Annotated in this window: 20 protein-coding genes; 9 read left to right on the top strand and 11 right to left on the bottom strand. The window is 65.7% G+C overall.

What is annotated here, in order from left to right; translation table 11 throughout:
• Entirely contained in the window at positions 1 to 276 is a 276-nt protein-coding gene (locus tag IB256_RS02785; RefSeq protein WP_192291383.1) for an acylphosphatase, read from the bottom strand.
• Complete coding sequence (locus tag IB256_RS02780; protein ID WP_138215301.1) at positions 276 to 746, bottom strand: TlpA disulfide reductase family protein; 471 nt, start codon at positions 744 to 746, stop codon at positions 276 to 278. Before IB256_RS02780 ends, IB256_RS02785 begins: the two co-directional genes overlap by 1 nt.
• A gap of 30 nt (positions 747 to 776) precedes the next feature.
• Between IB256_RS02780 and IB256_RS02775 the strand changes: the two genes are divergently transcribed.
• Both IB256_RS02775 and IB256_RS02770 read left to right on the top strand, forming a co-directional pair.
• Positions 777 to 2,186: a PilZ domain-containing protein gene (locus IB256_RS02775; RefSeq protein WP_192401200.1), complete on the top strand. Its 1,410-nt coding sequence runs from the start codon at positions 777 to 779 to the stop codon at positions 2,184 to 2,186.
• Positions 2,187 to 2,371: 185 nt separating this feature from the next.
• Positions 2,372 to 2,767, top strand: a complete 396-nt coding sequence (locus tag IB256_RS02770) for a hypothetical protein (protein ID WP_151187992.1) — start codon at positions 2,372 to 2,374, stop codon at positions 2,765 to 2,767.
• Between the two features lie 4 nt (positions 2,768 to 2,771).
• On the opposite strand, the gene IB256_RS02765 is transcribed toward IB256_RS02770, so the two are convergent.
• Both IB256_RS02765 and IB256_RS02760 read right to left on the bottom strand, forming a co-directional pair.
• The gene (locus IB256_RS02765) at positions 2,772 to 2,969 is read right to left on the bottom strand and encodes a hypothetical protein (protein ID WP_081520144.1); all 198 of its coding nucleotides are present in this window, start codon (positions 2,967 to 2,969) and stop codon (positions 2,772 to 2,774) included.
• A gap of 157 nt (positions 2,970 to 3,126) precedes the next feature.
• The gene (locus tag IB256_RS02760; RefSeq protein ID WP_081520143.1) at positions 3,127 to 4,356 is read right to left on the bottom strand and encodes a YihY family inner membrane protein; all 1,230 of its coding nucleotides are present in this window, start codon (positions 4,354 to 4,356) and stop codon (positions 3,127 to 3,129) included.
• A gap of 125 nt (positions 4,357 to 4,481) precedes the next feature.
• Here IB256_RS02760 and arsC point away from each other — a divergent pair, with 125 nt between their 5' ends.
• The 3 genes from arsC to IB256_RS02745 are packed head-to-tail and all read left to right on the top strand — an operon-like array spanning position 4,482 to position 5,878.
• Positions 4,482 to 4,835 (top strand): arsenate reductase (glutaredoxin), encoded by a 354-nt coding sequence (gene arsC, locus IB256_RS02755; protein ID WP_192401199.1) that lies wholly within the window; start codon positions 4,482 to 4,484, stop codon positions 4,833 to 4,835.
• Positions 4,832 to 5,428: an NAD(P)H:quinone oxidoreductase gene (gene wrbA, locus IB256_RS02750; protein ID WP_192224075.1), complete on the top strand. Its 597-nt coding sequence runs from the start codon at positions 4,832 to 4,834 to the stop codon at positions 5,426 to 5,428. Before arsC ends, wrbA begins: the two co-directional genes overlap by 4 nt.
• A complete protein-coding gene (locus IB256_RS02745; RefSeq protein WP_151187994.1) occupies positions 5,429 to 5,878 on the top strand; it encodes a DUF2069 domain-containing protein in 450 nt (149 codons plus the stop codon).
• A 30-nt stretch (positions 5,879 to 5,908) separates the two neighbouring features.
• On the opposite strand, the gene hda is transcribed toward IB256_RS02745, so the two are convergent.
• Together hda and IB256_RS02735 are read right to left on the bottom strand one after the other, a co-directional pair.
• The gene (gene hda, locus IB256_RS02740) at positions 5,909 to 6,613 is read right to left on the bottom strand and encodes a DnaA regulatory inactivator Hda (protein WP_024764559.1); all 705 of its coding nucleotides are present in this window, start codon (positions 6,611 to 6,613) and stop codon (positions 5,909 to 5,911) included.
• 144 nt (positions 6,614 to 6,757) lie between these two features.
• The gene (locus IB256_RS02735) at positions 6,758 to 7,798 is read right to left on the bottom strand and encodes a DUF2066 domain-containing protein (RefSeq protein ID WP_192291388.1); all 1,041 of its coding nucleotides are present in this window, start codon (positions 7,796 to 7,798) and stop codon (positions 6,758 to 6,760) included.
• Positions 7,799 to 8,010: 212 nt separating this feature from the next.
• On the opposite strand from IB256_RS02735, the gene purM reads away from it, so the two are divergent.
• Genes purM through IB256_RS02720 form a run of 3 tightly spaced genes read left to right on the top strand, consistent with a single transcriptional unit; the run spans position 8,011 to position 10,449 of the window.
• Positions 8,011 to 9,072, top strand: a complete 1,062-nt coding sequence (gene purM / locus IB256_RS02730) for a phosphoribosylformylglycinamidine cyclo-ligase (protein ID WP_192291389.1) — start codon at positions 8,011 to 8,013, stop codon at positions 9,070 to 9,072.
• Complete coding sequence (gene purN / locus IB256_RS02725; protein WP_081520137.1) at positions 9,072 to 9,722, top strand: phosphoribosylglycinamide formyltransferase; 651 nt, start codon at positions 9,072 to 9,074, stop codon at positions 9,720 to 9,722. The genes purM and purN overlap by 1 nt, the downstream gene beginning before the upstream one ends.
• 10 nt (positions 9,723 to 9,732) lie before the next feature.
• The gene (locus IB256_RS02720) at positions 9,733 to 10,449 is read left to right on the top strand and encodes a DUF3108 domain-containing protein (protein WP_081520136.1); all 717 of its coding nucleotides are present in this window, start codon (positions 9,733 to 9,735) and stop codon (positions 10,447 to 10,449) included.
• 69 nt (positions 10,450 to 10,518) lie between these two features.
• Here IB256_RS02720 and IB256_RS02715 read toward each other — a convergent pair whose 3' ends face one another.
• The 5 genes from IB256_RS02715 to IB256_RS02700 form a co-directional block, all read right to left on the bottom strand.
• Positions 10,519 to 11,454: a DUF2167 domain-containing protein gene (locus IB256_RS02715; RefSeq protein WP_192291391.1), complete on the bottom strand. Its 936-nt coding sequence runs from the start codon at positions 11,452 to 11,454 to the stop codon at positions 10,519 to 10,521.
• 169 nt (positions 11,455 to 11,623) lie between these two features.
• On the bottom strand, positions 11,624 to 12,181 hold the full coding sequence (locus tag IB256_RS02710) for a glutathione peroxidase (RefSeq protein ID WP_192224069.1): 558 nt from the start codon (positions 12,179 to 12,181) through the stop codon (positions 11,624 to 11,626).
• Between the two features lie 48 nt (positions 12,182 to 12,229).
• The gene (locus IB256_RS30755; protein ID WP_255302887.1) at positions 12,230 to 12,352 is read right to left on the bottom strand and encodes a hypothetical protein; all 123 of its coding nucleotides are present in this window, start codon (positions 12,350 to 12,352) and stop codon (positions 12,230 to 12,232) included.
• Positions 12,349 to 13,542, bottom strand: a complete 1,194-nt coding sequence (locus tag IB256_RS02705; RefSeq protein WP_192292518.1) for an MFS transporter — start codon at positions 13,540 to 13,542, stop codon at positions 12,349 to 12,351. Before IB256_RS02705 ends, IB256_RS30755 begins: the two co-directional genes overlap by 4 nt.
• Before the next feature lie 74 nt (positions 13,543 to 13,616).
• Positions 13,617 to 14,033, bottom strand: a complete 417-nt coding sequence (locus IB256_RS02700) for a MarR family winged helix-turn-helix transcriptional regulator (RefSeq protein WP_192401197.1) — start codon at positions 14,031 to 14,033, stop codon at positions 13,617 to 13,619.
• Positions 14,034 to 14,241: 208 nt separating this feature from the next.
• Here IB256_RS02700 and IB256_RS02695 point away from each other — a divergent pair, with 208 nt between their 5' ends.
• Positions 14,242 to 16,074 (top strand): acyl-CoA dehydrogenase C-terminal domain-containing protein, encoded by a 1,833-nt coding sequence (locus tag IB256_RS02695; RefSeq protein WP_192401195.1) that lies wholly within the window; start codon positions 14,242 to 14,244, stop codon positions 16,072 to 16,074.
• The last annotated feature ends 71 nt before the right edge of the window (positions 16,075 to 16,145 follow it).

Here is a 16,145-nt window from a genome sequence, read left to right as displayed (position 1 = left end):
CTAGCGGCGAACGATGAAGCCGGTGATGCCCTGGGGTGTCATCGGCTGCAGCTCCACCGCAGTCACCTTGGCTTTCACCGGGCCGCGCGCCAGCCACTTCTCCAGCTCGCGCACCGCATCCTCCTCACCTTCGATCAACAGCTCGACGCGCCCGTCCTCGAGGTTGCGCACCCAGCCATCGATCTCCAGTCGATCTGCCTGTTCCTGGGTGCTCTGGCGGTAATAGACGCCCTGCACCTTGCCGCTGATGTAGCCGTGCAGACAGACCCTCGCCATCACTGTTTCTCCTCTCGCAATGCGCTCAGTCGCGCCTGCAGGCCGGCGGCGGTCTGCTCGCCGAGCAACTGCTCGCGCATCTTGCCCTCAGGGTCGATGATGTAGGTTACAGGCAGCGCTTCGCTGCGCGGCAGGCTGTAGCGCGGCGCGGGGTCGTCGGCCAGTACGGTGTACTGCACGCCCAGGTCCTGCGAGGCCTTCGCCAGGTCCGCGTCGCGCAGCCCGTCGAAGTTCACCCCCAGCACCCGGAAGCCCTTCGCCTTGCCCTCTTGCGCCAGATGATTCAGCTCGGGAATCTCCTTGCGACACGGCGCACACCATTCCGCCCAGTAATTAATAACTAGCCACTGGCCATCTACGCTCGCAGCGGGTACTTTCTGTCCATGCTGATCGGTGCCATAGTCCGCCGAGCAGCCGGCCAGGATCAGGCCGGCCATCAAGCCAATCACAATACGGAGCCGCACTCCCATGCCTTCAATCCTCGTGTATGCGGGGTGGTCATGATGCTCGATGCCCTGCGCCTGGAGGTGCCGGACATCCTCGAAGAAGACGCCGAGGCAATGAGCAACCTGGCGGTCAGGCTCCAGGAATCGCGGCAACAGCCCCTGCAGGAAGGTCTGCAGAAGGCGCTGGGCACGCTGTTCCGCCTCAACCGATGCGCGCTGACCTTACTGGAAAGACAACGCGCCCTGCAAAGCCTCAGCGAAGAATACCGGCATTACGAACGGTTGATTCGCCAGGAAAAGGTGCCGCCAGCGCTCTTCGTACACTTCTGCAGCGAACTCGCCGCCGGCTTCAAGCGCCTGCTGCTGCAGATCCTGCACGGCCGCAAGCCGTCGCGGCCGCACATGGCCTGGTGCCTATACATGGCCCAGCACTTCCTCGCCCAGGCCCTGCTGCGTCACTACCAGCAATACCAGCAGCCACCGGGCAGCCTGTGGCGCGACAGCCACCTTCTGTACTGGATCGGTGAGCATCAGGAGTGCCTGGACGAACCGGTGGCGGCGGCTTTCGACCCGATTCCTGCCGGCACCTTGCGCGGGCTGTACCAGCAGATCCTGCTGCTGGCCCTGAGCAACCCGTTCCACCTGACTGAAGGCGAAGCCCCCCAGCTGTTCTCAGCCCTGGCGCCGCTGGCCGCGCTGGGCCGCCTGCTGCCCTGGGACGATGAGGAACAGGAAGGCTTCGTCGTCGACCTTGGCTCGGACGAGCCCTGCCTTGCAGTCGAACAGGCTGCTGACGCGCCGGCCGATCAACTGCGCCGACTGGAACTGGGCGCCCTGCTGATTGCCCTGCACGACCCGGCGCCACTGCGTCGCCTGGACCAGGCCGTGCTGCTGGAGCGCGTCCGCCAGCATTGGCTTGGACACCAGACGCGCCGTCATGAGCGTGCCGAACAGAAGGGCACCTGCCGCGTAGTCGTCGGCCTTCCGGCTATTCAGCAGCACCTGCTGGACAGTTCGACCAGTCCCTGCCGTGAAGCGGCACTGATGGACGCCAGCGCAGGCGGTGCCCGCATCCTCTGCACCGGCCAGCAGGCCGGGCAGCTGCCGGTCGGCCAGTTGCTGCTGATTCCCGGCAACGGCGGCACGCCAACCCTTGCGGTGGTGCGCTGGCGGCACCTCAACAACGATGGACTGCACCTCGGCCTGCGCTACCTGAAGGGACTTCCCCGTCCGGTCTGGCTGCGCCGCGCGCCTGACGCACAGCGTCACCCCGGCGTCCTGCAGAGTACGCCGGAACCGGGCAACGGCTGGTATCACGGGCTCTGGGTAGCCCAGGGGCAGTTCGTCGAAGGTGAGAACCTGTGGCTGCAACTGGCCAGCTTCGACAACCAGACCATCCTGCCGCTGCCCGTCGCCAACCTCAGCACGCCATTGGTAGCTCGCCACCCGCTGCGCCTGGCCTGATTGTCGATTTTGGGAGAAATGTCACAGGCAAGATCGGCAGTAAGCCCGGAATGCCTGGGAGCCTCCTCCCTATAATTCGAACGTTCGTCCTGACTTCCGGGACGACTCTCGTTCGCCGACTATTCAGCGGCCTTCAGAATGCGACTGGCGCCAAGTACGCCAGCCTCCATCGACAGGACAGCCCGATGCAGCCTACAGACCAGCTTGTCAGCAAGGTTCCCAGCCATATTGTCGCCAGCGCACGGCCGGCCAATGCGGCCAACGGGGGACGCCTGGCCGACTTCAATGTCGCGGTCTGGCTGCATTTGCCCGGCGTGGCGGACCTGCCGGTGACGCTGCTGCTCAGCTACCGCGATGGCGAGCGCAGCCGGGAAGTGGTGATCGACCATGGCACGATCAACAAGCAGAGCCGCATCCTGCTGTCTGGCGTGGCGCGCCTGGTGTTCTCCCAGCGGATCGAGGACGCGCAGATCAAGCTGCGCGCGGCCATTCCCCTGTCGCGGGTAATCGCCGAGGAAGTCTTCATGCAGGCGGTGGAACAGCAGGCCGGCGCAACACGTCCGGTAGCCACCAGCCTGTGAAGATTCAGCCCAGCTGACGTACCAGCGTGTCGTCGTCCGACGACTCGGCTGCAGCGGGTTCGGCGGCCTCTTGCGAGACGGACGGCAGGAGCGATTCGGGCCAGCTGCTGAACTGCAGACCAGTGATTCTATTCAACCGCTCCAGGGCGCTCGTCAGATCGCGCTGATGCAGGTGCACTACGTTGTTCTGGTCTTTTTTCATGGATTCGCTGGCCTTGGAGGAACTTCTGAAGGACTCCTGTGTCCTGAATCCTCCATAGCCAGAACTGTGCCAATTCTGAAATAGCCAGAAATGGCGCATTTCTGAAGTGGTACAAAGCTGTCAAAGCATCAGATTCGCCGCAAACTGACGTTTTGCGTCACTCGGAATGTGACGGCTTCAACCATTTCGCCAGACTGTCACCGAAAAGCGCCTGACGATCCGCCTGGTAGCGCGCCAGCGTTTCCCGTAATTCCGGGTACCAGGGCTCATCCAGCTCCGCCGGCAGCGCCTCCAGGCAAGGCAGCGGCCAGGGGCTGCGGTTGAGCAGGTGATGCAGGCTGTAGCTGCCCAGGTCGCGGCACAGCACCCAGGCCGCGGTGGTCGAGCCGGCACGGCAGACCAGTTGCTCGCCCTCGAGGAAATCCAGCACTTCTTCCCACTCGTCTTCAGGCAGCAGCCAACCGGCGCGGTGCAGATGCACCAGGCGCGTCGGCAGGCCGTGGCGCTGACGGTCGAAGAACACCCGCAGCACGCCAAGGATCACCAGCAGGCGCGGCAGGGCGCGGCGGCGCCAGAGCCGGGTCGAGGACAGGTTGCAGACGAGCTCGGCACCAAACAGCACGATCAGCCACGACAGGTACACCCAGAGCAGGAACAGCGGCACGGTGGCGAAGGCGCCGTAGATCAGCTTGTAGCCAGGGAAGAAGCTCACATAGAAGCCGAACAGCGACTTGGCCGCCTCGAACAGGATCGAGGTGAAGACGCCTCCCGCCAGCGCGTGAAGGAACGGCACCCGCGCATTGGGTACTGCCGCGTAGATCAGGGTGAAGGCCGCCACGCTGGCCAGCAGCGGCATGAACTTCAGCAGCATCGCCGCGCCCGGCAGCGCATGGGGGCCGGAGAGCAGCGACAGCGAAGTGATGTAGGTGGACACGGCGAAACCGGTGCCCAGCAACAGTGGGCCCAGGCTGAGAATCGCCCAGTACAGCAGGAAACGAGTCACGCCCCGGCGCGGCTGACGCACACGCCAGATGGCATTGAAAGCCTTCTCGATGGTCACCAGCATGGTGAAGGCCGTGACCGCGAGGAAAGCCACGCCCAGCCACGTCAGATGCCGCGCCTGCACGGTGAAGTTGCGCAGGTAGGCCTCGACCGCCTCGCCGGTGGATGGCACGAAGTTGCGGAACACGAACAGCTGGATGCGCTCCCCCATGCCCTCGAAGGCCGGAACTGCCGAGAGCATGGCAAAAGTCACAGTCATCATCGGAACGACCGCGAACAGCGTGGTGTAGGTCAAGGCTGCTGCGCTGTTGGGCGCCTTGTCGGCCAGGAAGCGCTGGACCAGATAGCGGCCGAATTCGACCAGGCCCTGCAAGCGTTCGTGCATGAAGTGTCCTTTGGCTGCACTGAAAAATCCGTCCTCGTAGATCGCGGCGAACGACAGCGGTTCAGTCCAGTCCGAGGAGGCGGTTAGAATAGCCGCCACTTCATCGGCCTTGCGAGTCCCGGCACATGAGCCAGATTTCAATTTTCCACAATCCGCGCTGCTCCAAATCCCGCGGCGCCCTCGAATTGCTAGAAGAGCGCGGTCTCCAGCCGACCATCGTGCGCTACCTGGAAACCCCGCCCAGCGCCGCCGAACTCAAGGCGCTGCTCGGCAAGCTGGGCATCGGCGCACGCCAGCTGCTGCGCACCGGCGAGGACGAATACAAGGAACTGGACCTGGCCAACCCGGCACTGGGCGATGACCAGCTGATCGCGGCGATGGCCAGCCATCCCAAGCTGATCGAGCGCCCGATCGTCATCGTTGGCGACAAGGCAGTGATCGGCCGTCCGCCGGAGAAGGTACTGGAGATCCTGCCTTGAGCACTCCCTATATCCTGGTCCTGTACTACAGCCGCCACGGCGCCACCGCCGAAATGGCGCGGCAGATCGCCCGTGGCGTCGAGCAGGGCGGACTGGAAGCGCGCGTGCGCACGGTGCCGGCGGTTTCCACCGAATGCGAAGCCGTCGCCCCGGATATCCCGGCCGAAGGCGCGCTCTACGCCAACCTGGATGACCTGAAGGACTGCTCCGGCCTCGTCCTCGGCAGCCCGACCCGCTTCGGCAATATGGCCGCGCCGCTCAAGTACTTCCTCGACGGCACCAGCAGCCTGTGGCTGACCGGTGGCCTGGTGGGCAAGCCGGCGGCTGTGTTCACCTCCACCGCCAGCCTGCACGGCGGCCAGGAGACCACCCAGCTGTCGATGATGCTGCCACTGCTGCACCACGGCATGCTCATCACCGGCATCCCCTACAGCGAGCCCGCCCTGCTGGAAACCCGCGGCGGCGGCACGCCCTACGGCGCCAGCCACTTCGCCACAGCCGACGGTAAGCGCAGCCTGGACGAACACGAAATCACCCTGTGCCGCGCGCTGGGCAAGCGCCTGGCCGAAGTTGCCCGCAAACTGGAGAGCTGAATGGCCCGCAAGAACAAACCGCTGCCGCCCATGGAATGGCTCAAACCCCGGCTGGCCGCCAGCCGCGCGGTCGCCCTCGGCAGCTTCATCGGGCTGATTCTGCTCATCGTCATCTGGGACGTGCTGTTTGCCGACGCCCACGGTGGCGCGCACTGGGTACCGTGGGCCTTCCTCGGCTTCAAGCTGCTGCCGCTGCTGGTGGTGGCGCCGGGGATCCTGATTGGCAGCGCGCGTGGCCACGCCTGGGCGTGCTACGTGATCAACCTGTACTTCATCCTCGGCGTGCTCAACGCCTTCGATCCCAACCACGCCATCTTCGGCTGGGCAGAGATCATCCTCAGCGTGTCGCTGTTCTGTTCGGCGCTGATGTACACGCGCTGGCGCTTCCAGTACGACCGCAAACTGGCGGGCGAAGGCCAGGAGCCACAACAGGAAGCGACGAGCGCCTGATCGGAAACCGCGAATCGAGGAAACCGGGGCTTACCAGCCCATGGTTTCCTTGAGGAAGGGAATGGTCAGCTTGCGCTGGGCCTGCAGCGAGGCCTTGTCCAGTTCGTCCAGCAGGTCGAAGAGGAACTGCATGCTGCGCGCGCCGCGAGTAAGGATAAAGCGTCCCACTTCGTCGGTCAGGTGCAGACCCCGGCGCGAAGCGCGCAGCTGCAGGGCGCGCAGCTTCTCGTCGTCGGTCAGCGGGTGCAGCTGGAAGATCAGCGAGAGGGTCAGGCGGGATTTCAGGTCCGGCAGCTTCACCCCCAGCTCGCGCGGCGACACCGAGGCAGACAGCAGCAACTTGCGGCCAGAATCGCGCAGGCGGTTGAACAGGTGAAACAGCGCCTCTTCCCACTCACGCTTGCCGGCCAGGGCATCAAGATCGTCCAGGCAAACCAGCTCGCGCTGTTCCAGGTTGTCGAAGATTTCCGGACCGTAGGCCACGAGGTCCGCCATCGGCAGGTAGACCGACGGCTCACCCAGCTGCTCGGAGCGAATGCAGGCAGCCTGCAGCAGGTGGCTGCGGCCCACGCCCTCGGCGCCCCAGAGATAGATCAGGCTTTCCGTCCACCCCGCCTCGGGCTCGCACAGTCGCTCGACATAGCCGAGCGCCGCGGCGTTGGCACCGGGGTAGTAGTTGGCGAACGTTGCGTCATCGCGCAGACGTACGCTGAGTGGGAGCTGCATAGGAGTCATGCCGGGCCGGCGTTTCTTCAATCGCTTGGGGTGGGCCTTGGTGACTGAAAGTTTATCCAAATCAGAAGGATAACGCAGCTACCACGTGCGACTCAGAGCCACCGACGCCAGGAAGCGGGACTTTGCCCGCCCCCGTAGCGCTCGTCACCAGTGGAAGCGCAGGGTGTTCTGGGCCGGAACGGCTGCGTTCGGCACCGGCTGGCCATTGGCGTCGACCGCGGGTTGCGCCGGCTCGGCCGGGGCTTCCTGCAGGCGGGCCAGCGCCAGTTGCGCACGCAGTTGCTCGGCGCTGGCAGTCACGCGGTAGACGAGCTTGTTACCCTGGACTTCCACCAGCTTGGCGCCCATCGGCTCCAGCAGGCGCGAGACTTCGGCGTAACGGGCCAGGTCGGCGCCCTCGATCTGCAGGACCTGGGCAGAAGCCGTGCCTGCCGAACCGACGAAACGCTGCGACAGGCGCTGCGAAACACCGAGCATCACCGCATCGGCCAGCGCGTCCGGGGTATCGCCCTGGGCCTGGCCCTGTTCACGGCCGTCGCCCATCCACACACGCCAGGTGGCGGTCCACTTGCCGTCGGCTTCCTTGGCGTCCACCGCCAGCAGGGCATCGGCGCCGTAGCGCTCGGAGGCAGCTTTCAGAGCGTCAGGCTGGGCGGCATTGAGGTTCTCGGCAGTGCCGACCTGCTGCTCGCTGAGGTCGGCCATCGGCAGGCGCAGCGGCAGTCCGCGGCGCTGGGCCGCACGGTTCAGCGGGGCGGAGGCTTCCTGGCTGTCGCCCACCAGGCTGCTGCCGTTGGCGCTTTCATTCAGCCACCAGGCCAGCACGCTCGGCCGGCTCGCACCCCAGACCGGCAGACCGGCCTGGCGCAGGGCGTTGTCGGTGGCGGTCGGATCGAAGTCCACGACCAGCGCCATGGGCGGGCCGTTCTCGAAGCCGTACTGGCTGATCAGTTGCTGCGGGTCCTTGAAGTAGCCGGCCAGCGCCGGGCTCTGTGCGGCGCTGGCGTTGCCGGTCAGGCGCAGCACCAGGGTCTGCAGGGCACGGGTCAGGCCGGCATTGCGCTCGTCCGGCTGCTGGGAAGCGACCGGTTCGTGCACCTGGTACAGGTTGCCCAGCGTTTCAGCGAAGGACGGCAGGCTGAACAGCGACAGGCAGAGGATCAACAGGCGGGCGGTCAGGCGCATGGCGGGCTCTCGCGGCAAAAACGAAGATGCCAGCGTGCAACGAGCTGGCAAGGAAGGCCTATACCTTAAACAGCCGTCCGGCCAGCGGCAACAGCGCGAGATGGCCGCTGCCGGGCAAGCCTGATAAAATCCCGCGCCTCCCGCGCAGGCCGGGAAGCGCGAACGGCGCACCCGGCGGCAAGACGAATCATCCCTTCTATAGGCCTGGATTTATGAGCAACAAGCAACCCTCGTTGAGCTACAAGGACGCCGGTGTGGACATCGACGCCGGCGAAGCCCTGGTCGAACGCATCAAAGGCGTCGCCAAGCGCACCGCGCGTCCGGAAGTCATGGGCGGCCTGGGTGGCTTTGGCGCTCTGTGCGAAATCCCGGCCGGTTACAAGCAGCCCGTACTGGTCTCCGGTACCGACGGCGTCGGCACCAAGCTGCGCCTGGCGCTGAACCTGAACAAGCACGACAGCATCGGCCAGGACCTGGTCGCCATGTGCGTCAACGACCTGGTCGTGTGCGGCGCCGAGCCGCTGTTCTTCCTCGACTACTACGCCACCGGTAAGCTCAATGTCGACGTGGCCGCCACCGTGGTTACCGGCATCGGCGCCGGTTGCGAGTTGGCCGGTTGTTCCCTGGTCGGCGGTGAGACCGCCGAGATGCCGGGCATGTACGAAGGCGAAGACTACGACCTGGCCGGCTTCTGCGTCGGCGTGGTAGAGAAGTCCGAGATCATCGACGGCTCGAAAGTGATCGCCGGCGACGCCCTGATCGCCCTGCCCTCCTCCGGCCCGCACTCCAACGGCTACTCGCTGATCCGCAAGATCATCGAAGTCTCCGGTGCCGACATCGAATCCACCCAGCTGAACGGCCAGCCCCTGGCCGATCTACTGATGGCCCCGACCCGCATCTACGTGAAGCCGCTGCTGCAGCTGATCAAGCAGACCGGCGCGGTCAAGGCCATGGCCCACATCACCGGCGGCGGCCTGCTGGACAACATCCCGCGCGTTCTGCCGGACAACGCCCAGGCCGTGGTTGACGTGGCCAGCTGGCAGCGCCCGGCGGTCTTCGACTGGCTGCAGGAAAAAGGCAACGTCGACGAGACCGAAATGCACCGCGTGCTGAACTGCGGCGTGGGCATGGTCATCTGCGTTGCACAGGATCAGGTCGAGGCTTCCCTGAAGGCCCTGCGTGACGCCGGCGAGCAGCCGTGGGTCATCGGCCGCATCGACGCTTGCGCCGCTGACGCCGAGCGCGTGGTCCTGAACAACCTGAAAGGCCACTGATGTCCACACCTTGCAATGTCGTGGTGCTGATTTCCGGCTCCGGCAGCAACCTGCAAGCCCTGATCGACAGTCTCGCCGGCGCTGATACGCCGGCGGTGATCCGCGCGGTGATCTCCAACCGCGCGGACGCCTATGGCCTGGAGCGTGCGCGAAAGGCCAACATCGAGACTCGCTTCCTCGACCACAAGTCCTACGCCGACCGCGAAAGCTTCGACGCCGCGCTGATCCAGGCCATCGACGGCTTCGACGCCGATCTGGTGCTGCTCGCCGGCTTCATGCGCATCCTCAGCGCGGACTTCGTGCGTCACTACCAGGGGCGTCTGCTGAACATCCATCCGTCCCTGCTGCCCAAGTACAAGGGCCTGCACACCCACCAGCGTGCGCTGGAGGCTGGCGACGCCGAGCACGGCTGCAGCGTGCACTTCGTCACCGAGGAACTTGATGGCGGTCCGCTGGTCGTACAGGCGGCAATCCCGGTAGAGTCTGACGACACGCCGGAAACGCTGGCGCAGCGCGTTCACGTGCAGGAACATGTGATCTATCCGCTGGCCATGCGCTGGTTCGCCGAAGGCCGAGTCAGGCTGGGTGAACATGGCGCCACGCTGGATGGGGAGCTTCTGCCCGCATCCGGCCATTCGTACCGAACCTAGGAGATTCGTGATGCGTAGAGCCCTGCTGTTCCTGATGGCTGTACTGACCCTGCCGGCCCAGGCTTTCGAGCTGAAGCCGTTCGAGGCCAGCTACACCGCCGACTGGAAACAGATGCCGATCAGCGGGACCGCTTCCCGCAGCCTCAAGCAAGGCGACGGCGGCCGCTGGGAACTGGATTTCAAGGCGTCCATGCTGCTTGCCAGCCTCACCGAGACCAGCACGTTCAAGGTCGAGAACGACACCTACCTGCCACTGACCTACCGCTGGGCCCGCGAAGGCCTGGGCAAGAACAAGCAGACCGAGCTCGATTTCGACTGGGCCGAGAAGCAGGTGCTGGGCAGCGACCGTGGCGACCAGGTACGCCAGCCGCTGAACAAGGGCCAGCTGGACAAGTCCACCTACCAGCTCGCGCTGCAGCATGACGTGGCCGTCGGCAAGAAGGCCATGAGCTACCAGGTGATCGAGGGTACCGATACCGATACCTACGACTTCCGCGTGCTCGGCGAAGAAAAGGTCCGCACCCAGGCCGGCCTGATCACCGCGATCAAGGTGGAGCGCGTGCGCGACCCCACCAAGAGCAACCGCAAGACCATCCTCTGGTTCGCCAAGGATTGGGACTTCCTCCTCGTGCGCCTGTACCAGCAGGAGTCCGACGGCAAGGAATACCAGATCATGCTCAAGGAAGGCACCGTGGGCGGCAAGGCCGTCCAGGGCGAGAAAGGCTGATCCTTCAGGACCAAAGAAAAAGCCGGGCAATGCCCGGCTTTTTTATGCCTCGAAACCCGGGCCGTCGAATCAGCCCTCGCTCGACGGCTTGCGCTTGAAGCGGCGGGCGATCCAGCCGATGGCCAGCGCCGGCAGAATCCACAGCTTCTTCAGCAGGACCAGCAGGGTGGCGAACAGGCCGACCTTGGCGGCGACCTTGCCGGCAATCAGCGCGCCCAGGCCATAGGCGGCGACCTTGTCAACGCTGGGGTTGAAGTCGACATAGCGGCTTCCCGGGTTGAACTCGGTCATCGCCAGCACCTTGCTGACGTTCTTCTCGATTTCCGGCAGCTGCTCCATGCCCGCGACGAAGTTCAGCACCAGCACGCCTTTGCGGCCCAGCGCGCGGATGTTGTAGTTCAGCGTGTGTTCCTTGGCGTCGCCGAACTGCAGCTCCTTGGCCCAGTACAGCTTCTTCTCTGCGGCGTCATAGCGCGGCGGCGCGGCCCAGCCGATCAGCTGGATGGCCTCGAAGCCCTGCTGCTCGCGCTGCGGGTTGGCTTCCTTGAGGTCGTCCTGCATGTCCTTGAGCATCTCGGCGTAGTCGATCTTCGCCGCATCCTCGTCGGAGACATAGCCGCTCTCCTCGTACTGCACGGTCACCGCCCAGGACTCGGCGTCGAAGGGCGACACGCCGGCCGGCATCAGCATGCCCAGCGGCGGCTCGTCGTTGGGTGGGTTGCCCCAGGCTTCGAGGACGCGCTCGGCATCCTTGCCGTCGAGGAAGACGAAATTGTCCGGCAGGTCGAAGGTCGCGAGGTTGTCGCCGACCACCACCTTGCCCTTCTGGAAGTGCAGGCTGGCGACGAAGGTCTCGGGCGACATCTCCTCGTCCGACTCGGCGGCGGCGGGAGCAGCGGCAGCCGCGGGGGCTTCGCTCTGGTTGGAGGTGGCGGGAGCGGCGAACGCCGGGGCGGCGACAGCCTGTGCGAGCAAGGCAGCCAGGAAGAGGGCTTTGCCATCCATAGGGTGAATCTCCTGAATCGTATCCATGACATCGACGGCCAATTGCAGTGCCGCCGGGCCCGAATTGTCGCACTCCAGCGTCGAACCTGTAACAGGAAATTTCACTTCCGCCGCTCTGGCGCAAGGAAAAGCCGGGCATGGGCCCGGCTTCATGGCGCGTCGCTCCGCCTCAGGGCTGGCTGGCGATAGCCTTCTCGATCGCCGCCTGCAACTGCGGATCGTCCGGTTTGGTCAGGCTGGAAAACTGGGCCACCACCTTGCCCTGGCGGTCCACCACGTACTTGAAGAAGTTCCAGCGCGGCACCTGGTCGGCCTGCTGGGCGAGGTCCTTGAACAGCGGGATCGCCTCGTCACCGCTGACATGCTGCACCGAGGTCATGTTGAAGGTGACGCCGTAGTTGCCGTAACAGACCTTGGCGGTCTCGGCGGCATCGGCGTCTTCCTGCTTGAAGTCGTCGGAGGGCACGCCTAGCACTTCCAGGCCCTGCCCCTTGTACTGCTGGTAGACCGCCTCGAGGCCCTTGAACTGCGGAGTGAAGCCGCAGTGGCTGGCGGTGTTCACCACCAGCAGCGGCTTGCCGGCGTACAGTTCGCAGAGATCGAGGCTGTCCTTGGAGCGCAGCTTGGGCAACTCGCCCTGGGTCTTGAGCAGCGCCGGGCAGTCGGCGGCCTGTGCGGCCATCGGCAGCAGCAGGGTCAGGGCGAGCAGGGAAAGACGTGGGCGCATCGTGGGAATCCTCCGGTGATCAGGCCACGCTACCCCGCGCGCCGGACATCAGCAACTGCCCATTCCGAGCTGCATCAGCGCCAGCCCGCCACGCTGCCAGCCCCACCAGGCGAGACCGGCCAGGGCCAGGCCGAGGCCCAGCACCAGTGCGATCACCACCGGGCGCTTCACGCAGCCCCCAGTGCCGGGCGCTCGACCGGGCGCTCGCGTACCGGCCAGTTGAGCAGGCCGGCCAGCAGGCTGAGAAGGATGGAAACCTGCCAGACCAGGTCGTAATTGCCGGTGTGGTCATACACGTAGCCACCCAGCCAGCCGCCGAGGAAGGCGCCAATCTGGTGGAACAGGAACGTGATGCCGCCGAGCATCGACAGGTTGCGCACGCCGAACAGCGTGGCGACCGTGCCGTTGGTGAGCGGCACGGTGGACAGCCACAGCAGCCCCATGGCGATGCCGAAGGCGTAGGCCGTCCAGACGCTCAGCGGCGCCCAGATGAAGGCGACGATCACCACCGCGCGCAGCAGGTACAGGCCGGTGAGCAACCGGGGCTTGCTCATGCGTCCGCCGAGCCAGCCGGCGAGGTAGGTGCCGAATACGTTGAACAGCCCGACCAGCGCCAGCACCGTAGTGCCGACGGTGGCGGGCAGGTGGCGGTCCACCAGGTAGGCCGGCAGGTGCACGCCGATGAACACGACCTGGAAGCCGCAGACGAAGAAGCCCAGGGACAGCAGCCAGAACCCGGAATGCCCGGCCGCCTCGCGCAGCGCCTCGCCGAGAGTCTGCTCGTGCCCCTGCATGGGCAGCGGCTTGTCGCGCATCAGCGCCGCCAGCGGCACGATGAAGGCCACCAGCAGGCCCAGCGCCAGCAGCGCAGCGGACCAGCCCAGCCAGCCGATCAGCCCGAGGGTGCCCGGCAGCATGATGAACTGGCCGAAGGAACCGGCGGCGGCCGAGATGCCCATGGCCATGCTGCGGCGCTCCAGCGGCACCGCGCGGCCGACTGCACCGAGGATCACCGAGAACGACGTGCCCGACAGGCCGATGCCGATCAGCAGGCCGGCACTCATGGAAAGGCTGAAGGCCGAGTCGGAATAGCCCATCAGCACCAGGCCGACGGCGTAGAGGATGCCGCCCACCAGCACGGTGCGCATGGCGCCGAAGCGGTCGGCGATGGCCCCGGTGAACGGCTGGGCGATGCCCCAGATCAGGTTCTGCAGGGCGATGGCGAAGGCGAAGGTCTCGCGCCCCCAGCCGAATTCGGCGCTCATCGGCGCGAGGAACAGGCCGAAGCCATGGCGGATGCCCAGGGACAGGGCGAGGATCAGGGCGCCGGATAGCAGTATCCAGAACCCTGTGCGCGACAGCTTCGACATCAGTTGCTCCTGCACGGGTATATACCCGCTTTTGTTCGTTCTTCTAAACAGCACGCAGGCCGCCGCTAGCTCTCCAGCGCGGCCAGTTCATCCAGCAAGGCTTCCAGCTGACGGCGCTTTTCATCGCCCAGGTGCGCCGCCACATCCTGCTGCGCCGCATCCCAGGCATCGCGACCGCGCACGATGCGCTCGAGCCCGGCTGGCGTCAGCGCCACGATACGGTTGCGCAGGTCCTCGCCCTCTTCCAGCTTCACCAGGCCATCGGCCTCCAGCGGCTTGAGGTTGCGCCCCAGCGTACTGCGGTCCAGGCCCATGGCATCGGCCAGCTCGGAGATGCTCGGCTGCTCCAGCCGCGACAGGTGCCGCAGCAGGGAGAATTGCGCAGTGGTCAGCCCGACGCCCCTCAGGGCATCGTCGTAGACGCGGGTCACGGCGCGGGCCGAGCGGCGCAGCTTGGTGCAGAGGCATTGGGTCGTCAGCATGGATACGTGTATATACCCGCAACTCCTGCTCGGTCAATGGCCAGCGCGACTGATTGTCCCTTCTGGTCGATTGCCCCATCTGGCCTATTGTCCCAACTGCCAGTGCGAGGCGTTGGTGCAGCCAAGGGCATCCTGCGGAGCCGGCCGTATAACTGCGACCAGCCAGCCCCGCGCTTTCGACGGGGCGCATCACGGTCCGAGGTCCCCGATGCCCGTCTACAAAGCTCCGCTGCGCGACACCCGATTCCTGCTCAACGAGGTCTTCGATTTCCCCAGCCACTACCAGAACCTGGTCAACGGCGGCGAAGCCACGCCGGACATGGTCGACGCCATCCTCGGCGAGTGCGCCAAGCTCTGCGAGGAAGTGATCGCCCCGCTCTACCACAGCGGCGACGAGGAAGGCTGCCACCTGGAGAACGGCGAAGTACGCACGCCTGCGGGTTTCAAGGAAGCCTACGACGCCTATGTCGCCGGCGGTTGGCAGGGCCTGTCGCACCCGGTGGAATATGGCGGCCAGGGCCTGCCGATGAGCCTGGGCGCGCTCAAGCAGGAGATGCTGGGCACCGCCAACTGGCCGTTCTCGATGTACCCGGGCCTGTCGCTGGGCGCGATGAACACCGTCATGCAGCACGGCACCGAGGAACAGAAACACACCTACCTCACCCCGCTCACCGAAGGCCGCTGGGGCGGCACCATGTGCCTGACCGAGCCACAGTGCGGCACCGACCTGGGCCAGGTGAAGACCCGCGCGGAAACCAACGCCGACGGCAGCTACGCGATCACCGGTACCAAGATCTTCATCTCCTCCGGCGAGCACGACCTCACCGAGAACATCGTGCACATCGTCCTCGCGCGACTGCCCGATGCGCCGAAAGGCACGCGCGGCATCTCGCTGTTCATCGTGCCGAAATTTCTACCCTCCCAAAGCAGCGGGTCTGCCGGCGCGCTCGGCCCGCGCAACGGCGTGACCTGCGGCGCGCTGGAAAAGAAGATGGGCATCAAGGCCTCGGCGACCTGCGTGATGAACTTCGACGGCGCCACCGGCTACCTGATCGGCGAGCCGAACAAGGGCCTGGAGTGCATGTTCACCTTCATGAACAGCGCGCGCATCGGCACCGCCATCCAAGGCGTCGCCACCGCCGAACTGGCCTACCAGGGCGCACTGGCCTATGCCCGTGAGCGCCGTTCCATGCGCGCCCTCTCCGGCACCAAGGAGCCGGGCGAGATCGCCGACAGCCTGATGCACCACGGCGACGTACGCCGCATGCTGCTGACCCAGAAGGCCGTGGCCGAGGGCGGCCGCGCGCTGATCTACCTGGCCACCCAGTACGCCGACAAGATGATCCAGGGCCTGCTGACCAACGACAACGCCGAGTACGACCGCTGGGACGACAAGCTCGGCTTCCTCACGCCGATCCTCAAGGGCTGCCTGACCGAGCTGGGCCTGGAGAGCGCCAACCTCGGCATGCAGGTGTTCGGCGGCCACGGCTACATCAAGGAACACGGCATGGAGCAGATCGTCCGCGACGCGCGCATCGCCACGCTCTACGAGGGCACCACCGGCATCCAGGCGCTGGACCTGCTCGGCCGCAAGGTGCTGCTGATGACCCAGGGCAAGGCCGTGCGCGACTTCACCCGGCAGGTGGCGAAGTTTGCCGTCGAACTGCTCAAGCAGGAGCCGGCCATGCGCGGCCGCGCGCTCACGCTGCTCAAGCTCTGCGCGCAGTGGAACCTGCTGACCCTGCGCATCGCCCTGACCGCCCGCAAGCAGCGCGACCTGGTGAGCACCGCCAGCCACGACTACCTGATGTTCTCCGGCTACGCCGCGCTGGCGTATTCCTGGGCGCTGCAGGAAGCTGCCGCTCGCAAGCGCCTGCGTCAGGGCGGCAGCGAGTCGAGCGACTTCTACAAGGCCAAGATCGCCACCAGCGACTTCTACTTCGCCCGCCTGCTGCCCCGCGCCAAGGGCCATGCGGCAGCGATGGCGAAGCCGGTGCGGTCGATCATGGGGCTTAAGACGGAGCATTTCGCCTTCGACTGACGCATGCGCTTTTTGTAGGAGCGAGCAAGCTCGCTCCTACAGGGTTGCTCCGGCGGCGCAGGGTATCGAGA

It is taken from the genome of Pseudomonas sp. PDM17, assembly GCF_014851985.1.
Lineage (GTDB): Bacteria > Pseudomonadota > Gammaproteobacteria > Pseudomonadales > Pseudomonadaceae > Pseudomonas.
This window is presented reverse-complemented; position numbering and strand designations above follow the sequence as displayed.

Coding starts and splice junctions, on each gene's coding strand:
- IB256_RS02785 (WP_192291383.1), bottom strand. CDS start 276: ATGGCGAGGGTCTGTCTGCACGGCTACATCAGCGGCAAGGTGCAGGGC.
- IB256_RS02780 (WP_138215301.1), bottom strand. CDS start 746: ATGGGAGTGCGGCTCCGTATTGTGATTGGCTTGATGGCCGGCCTGATC.
- IB256_RS02775 (WP_192401200.1), top strand. CDS start 777: ATGATGCTCGATGCCCTGCGCCTGGAGGTGCCGGACATCCTCGAAGAA.
- IB256_RS02770 (WP_151187992.1), top strand. CDS start 2,372: ATGCAGCCTACAGACCAGCTTGTCAGCAAGGTTCCCAGCCATATTGTC.
- IB256_RS02765 (WP_081520144.1), bottom strand. CDS start 2,969: ATGAAAAAAGACCAGAACAACGTAGTGCACCTGCATCAGCGCGATCTG.
- IB256_RS02760 (WP_081520143.1), bottom strand. CDS start 4,356: ATGCACGAACGCTTGCAGGGCCTGGTCGAATTCGGCCGCTATCTGGTC.
- arsC (WP_192401199.1), top strand. CDS start 4,482: ATGAGCCAGATTTCAATTTTCCACAATCCGCGCTGCTCCAAATCCCGC.
- IB256_RS02745 (WP_151187994.1), top strand. CDS start 5,429: ATGGCCCGCAAGAACAAACCGCTGCCGCCCATGGAATGGCTCAAACCC.
- hda (WP_024764559.1), bottom strand. CDS start 6,613: ATGACTCCTATGCAGCTCCCACTCAGCGTACGTCTGCGCGATGACGCA.
- IB256_RS02735 (WP_192291388.1), bottom strand. CDS start 7,798: ATGCGCCTGACCGCCCGCCTGTTGATCCTCTGCCTGTCGCTGTTCAGC.
- purM (WP_192291389.1), top strand. CDS start 8,011: ATGAGCAACAAGCAACCCTCGTTGAGCTACAAGGACGCCGGTGTGGAC.
- purN (WP_081520137.1), top strand. CDS start 9,072: ATGTCCACACCTTGCAATGTCGTGGTGCTGATTTCCGGCTCCGGCAGC.
- IB256_RS02720 (WP_081520136.1), top strand. CDS start 9,733: ATGCGTAGAGCCCTGCTGTTCCTGATGGCTGTACTGACCCTGCCGGCC.
- IB256_RS02715 (WP_192291391.1), bottom strand. CDS start 11,454: ATGGATGGCAAAGCCCTCTTCCTGGCTGCCTTGCTCGCACAGGCTGTC.
- IB256_RS02710 (WP_192224069.1), bottom strand. CDS start 12,181: ATGCGCCCACGTCTTTCCCTGCTCGCCCTGACCCTGCTGCTGCCGATG.
- IB256_RS02700 (WP_192401197.1), bottom strand. CDS start 14,033: ATGCTGACGACCCAATGCCTCTGCACCAAGCTGCGCCGCTCGGCCCGC.
- IB256_RS02695 (WP_192401195.1), top strand. CDS start 14,242: ATGCCCGTCTACAAAGCTCCGCTGCGCGACACCCGATTCCTGCTCAAC.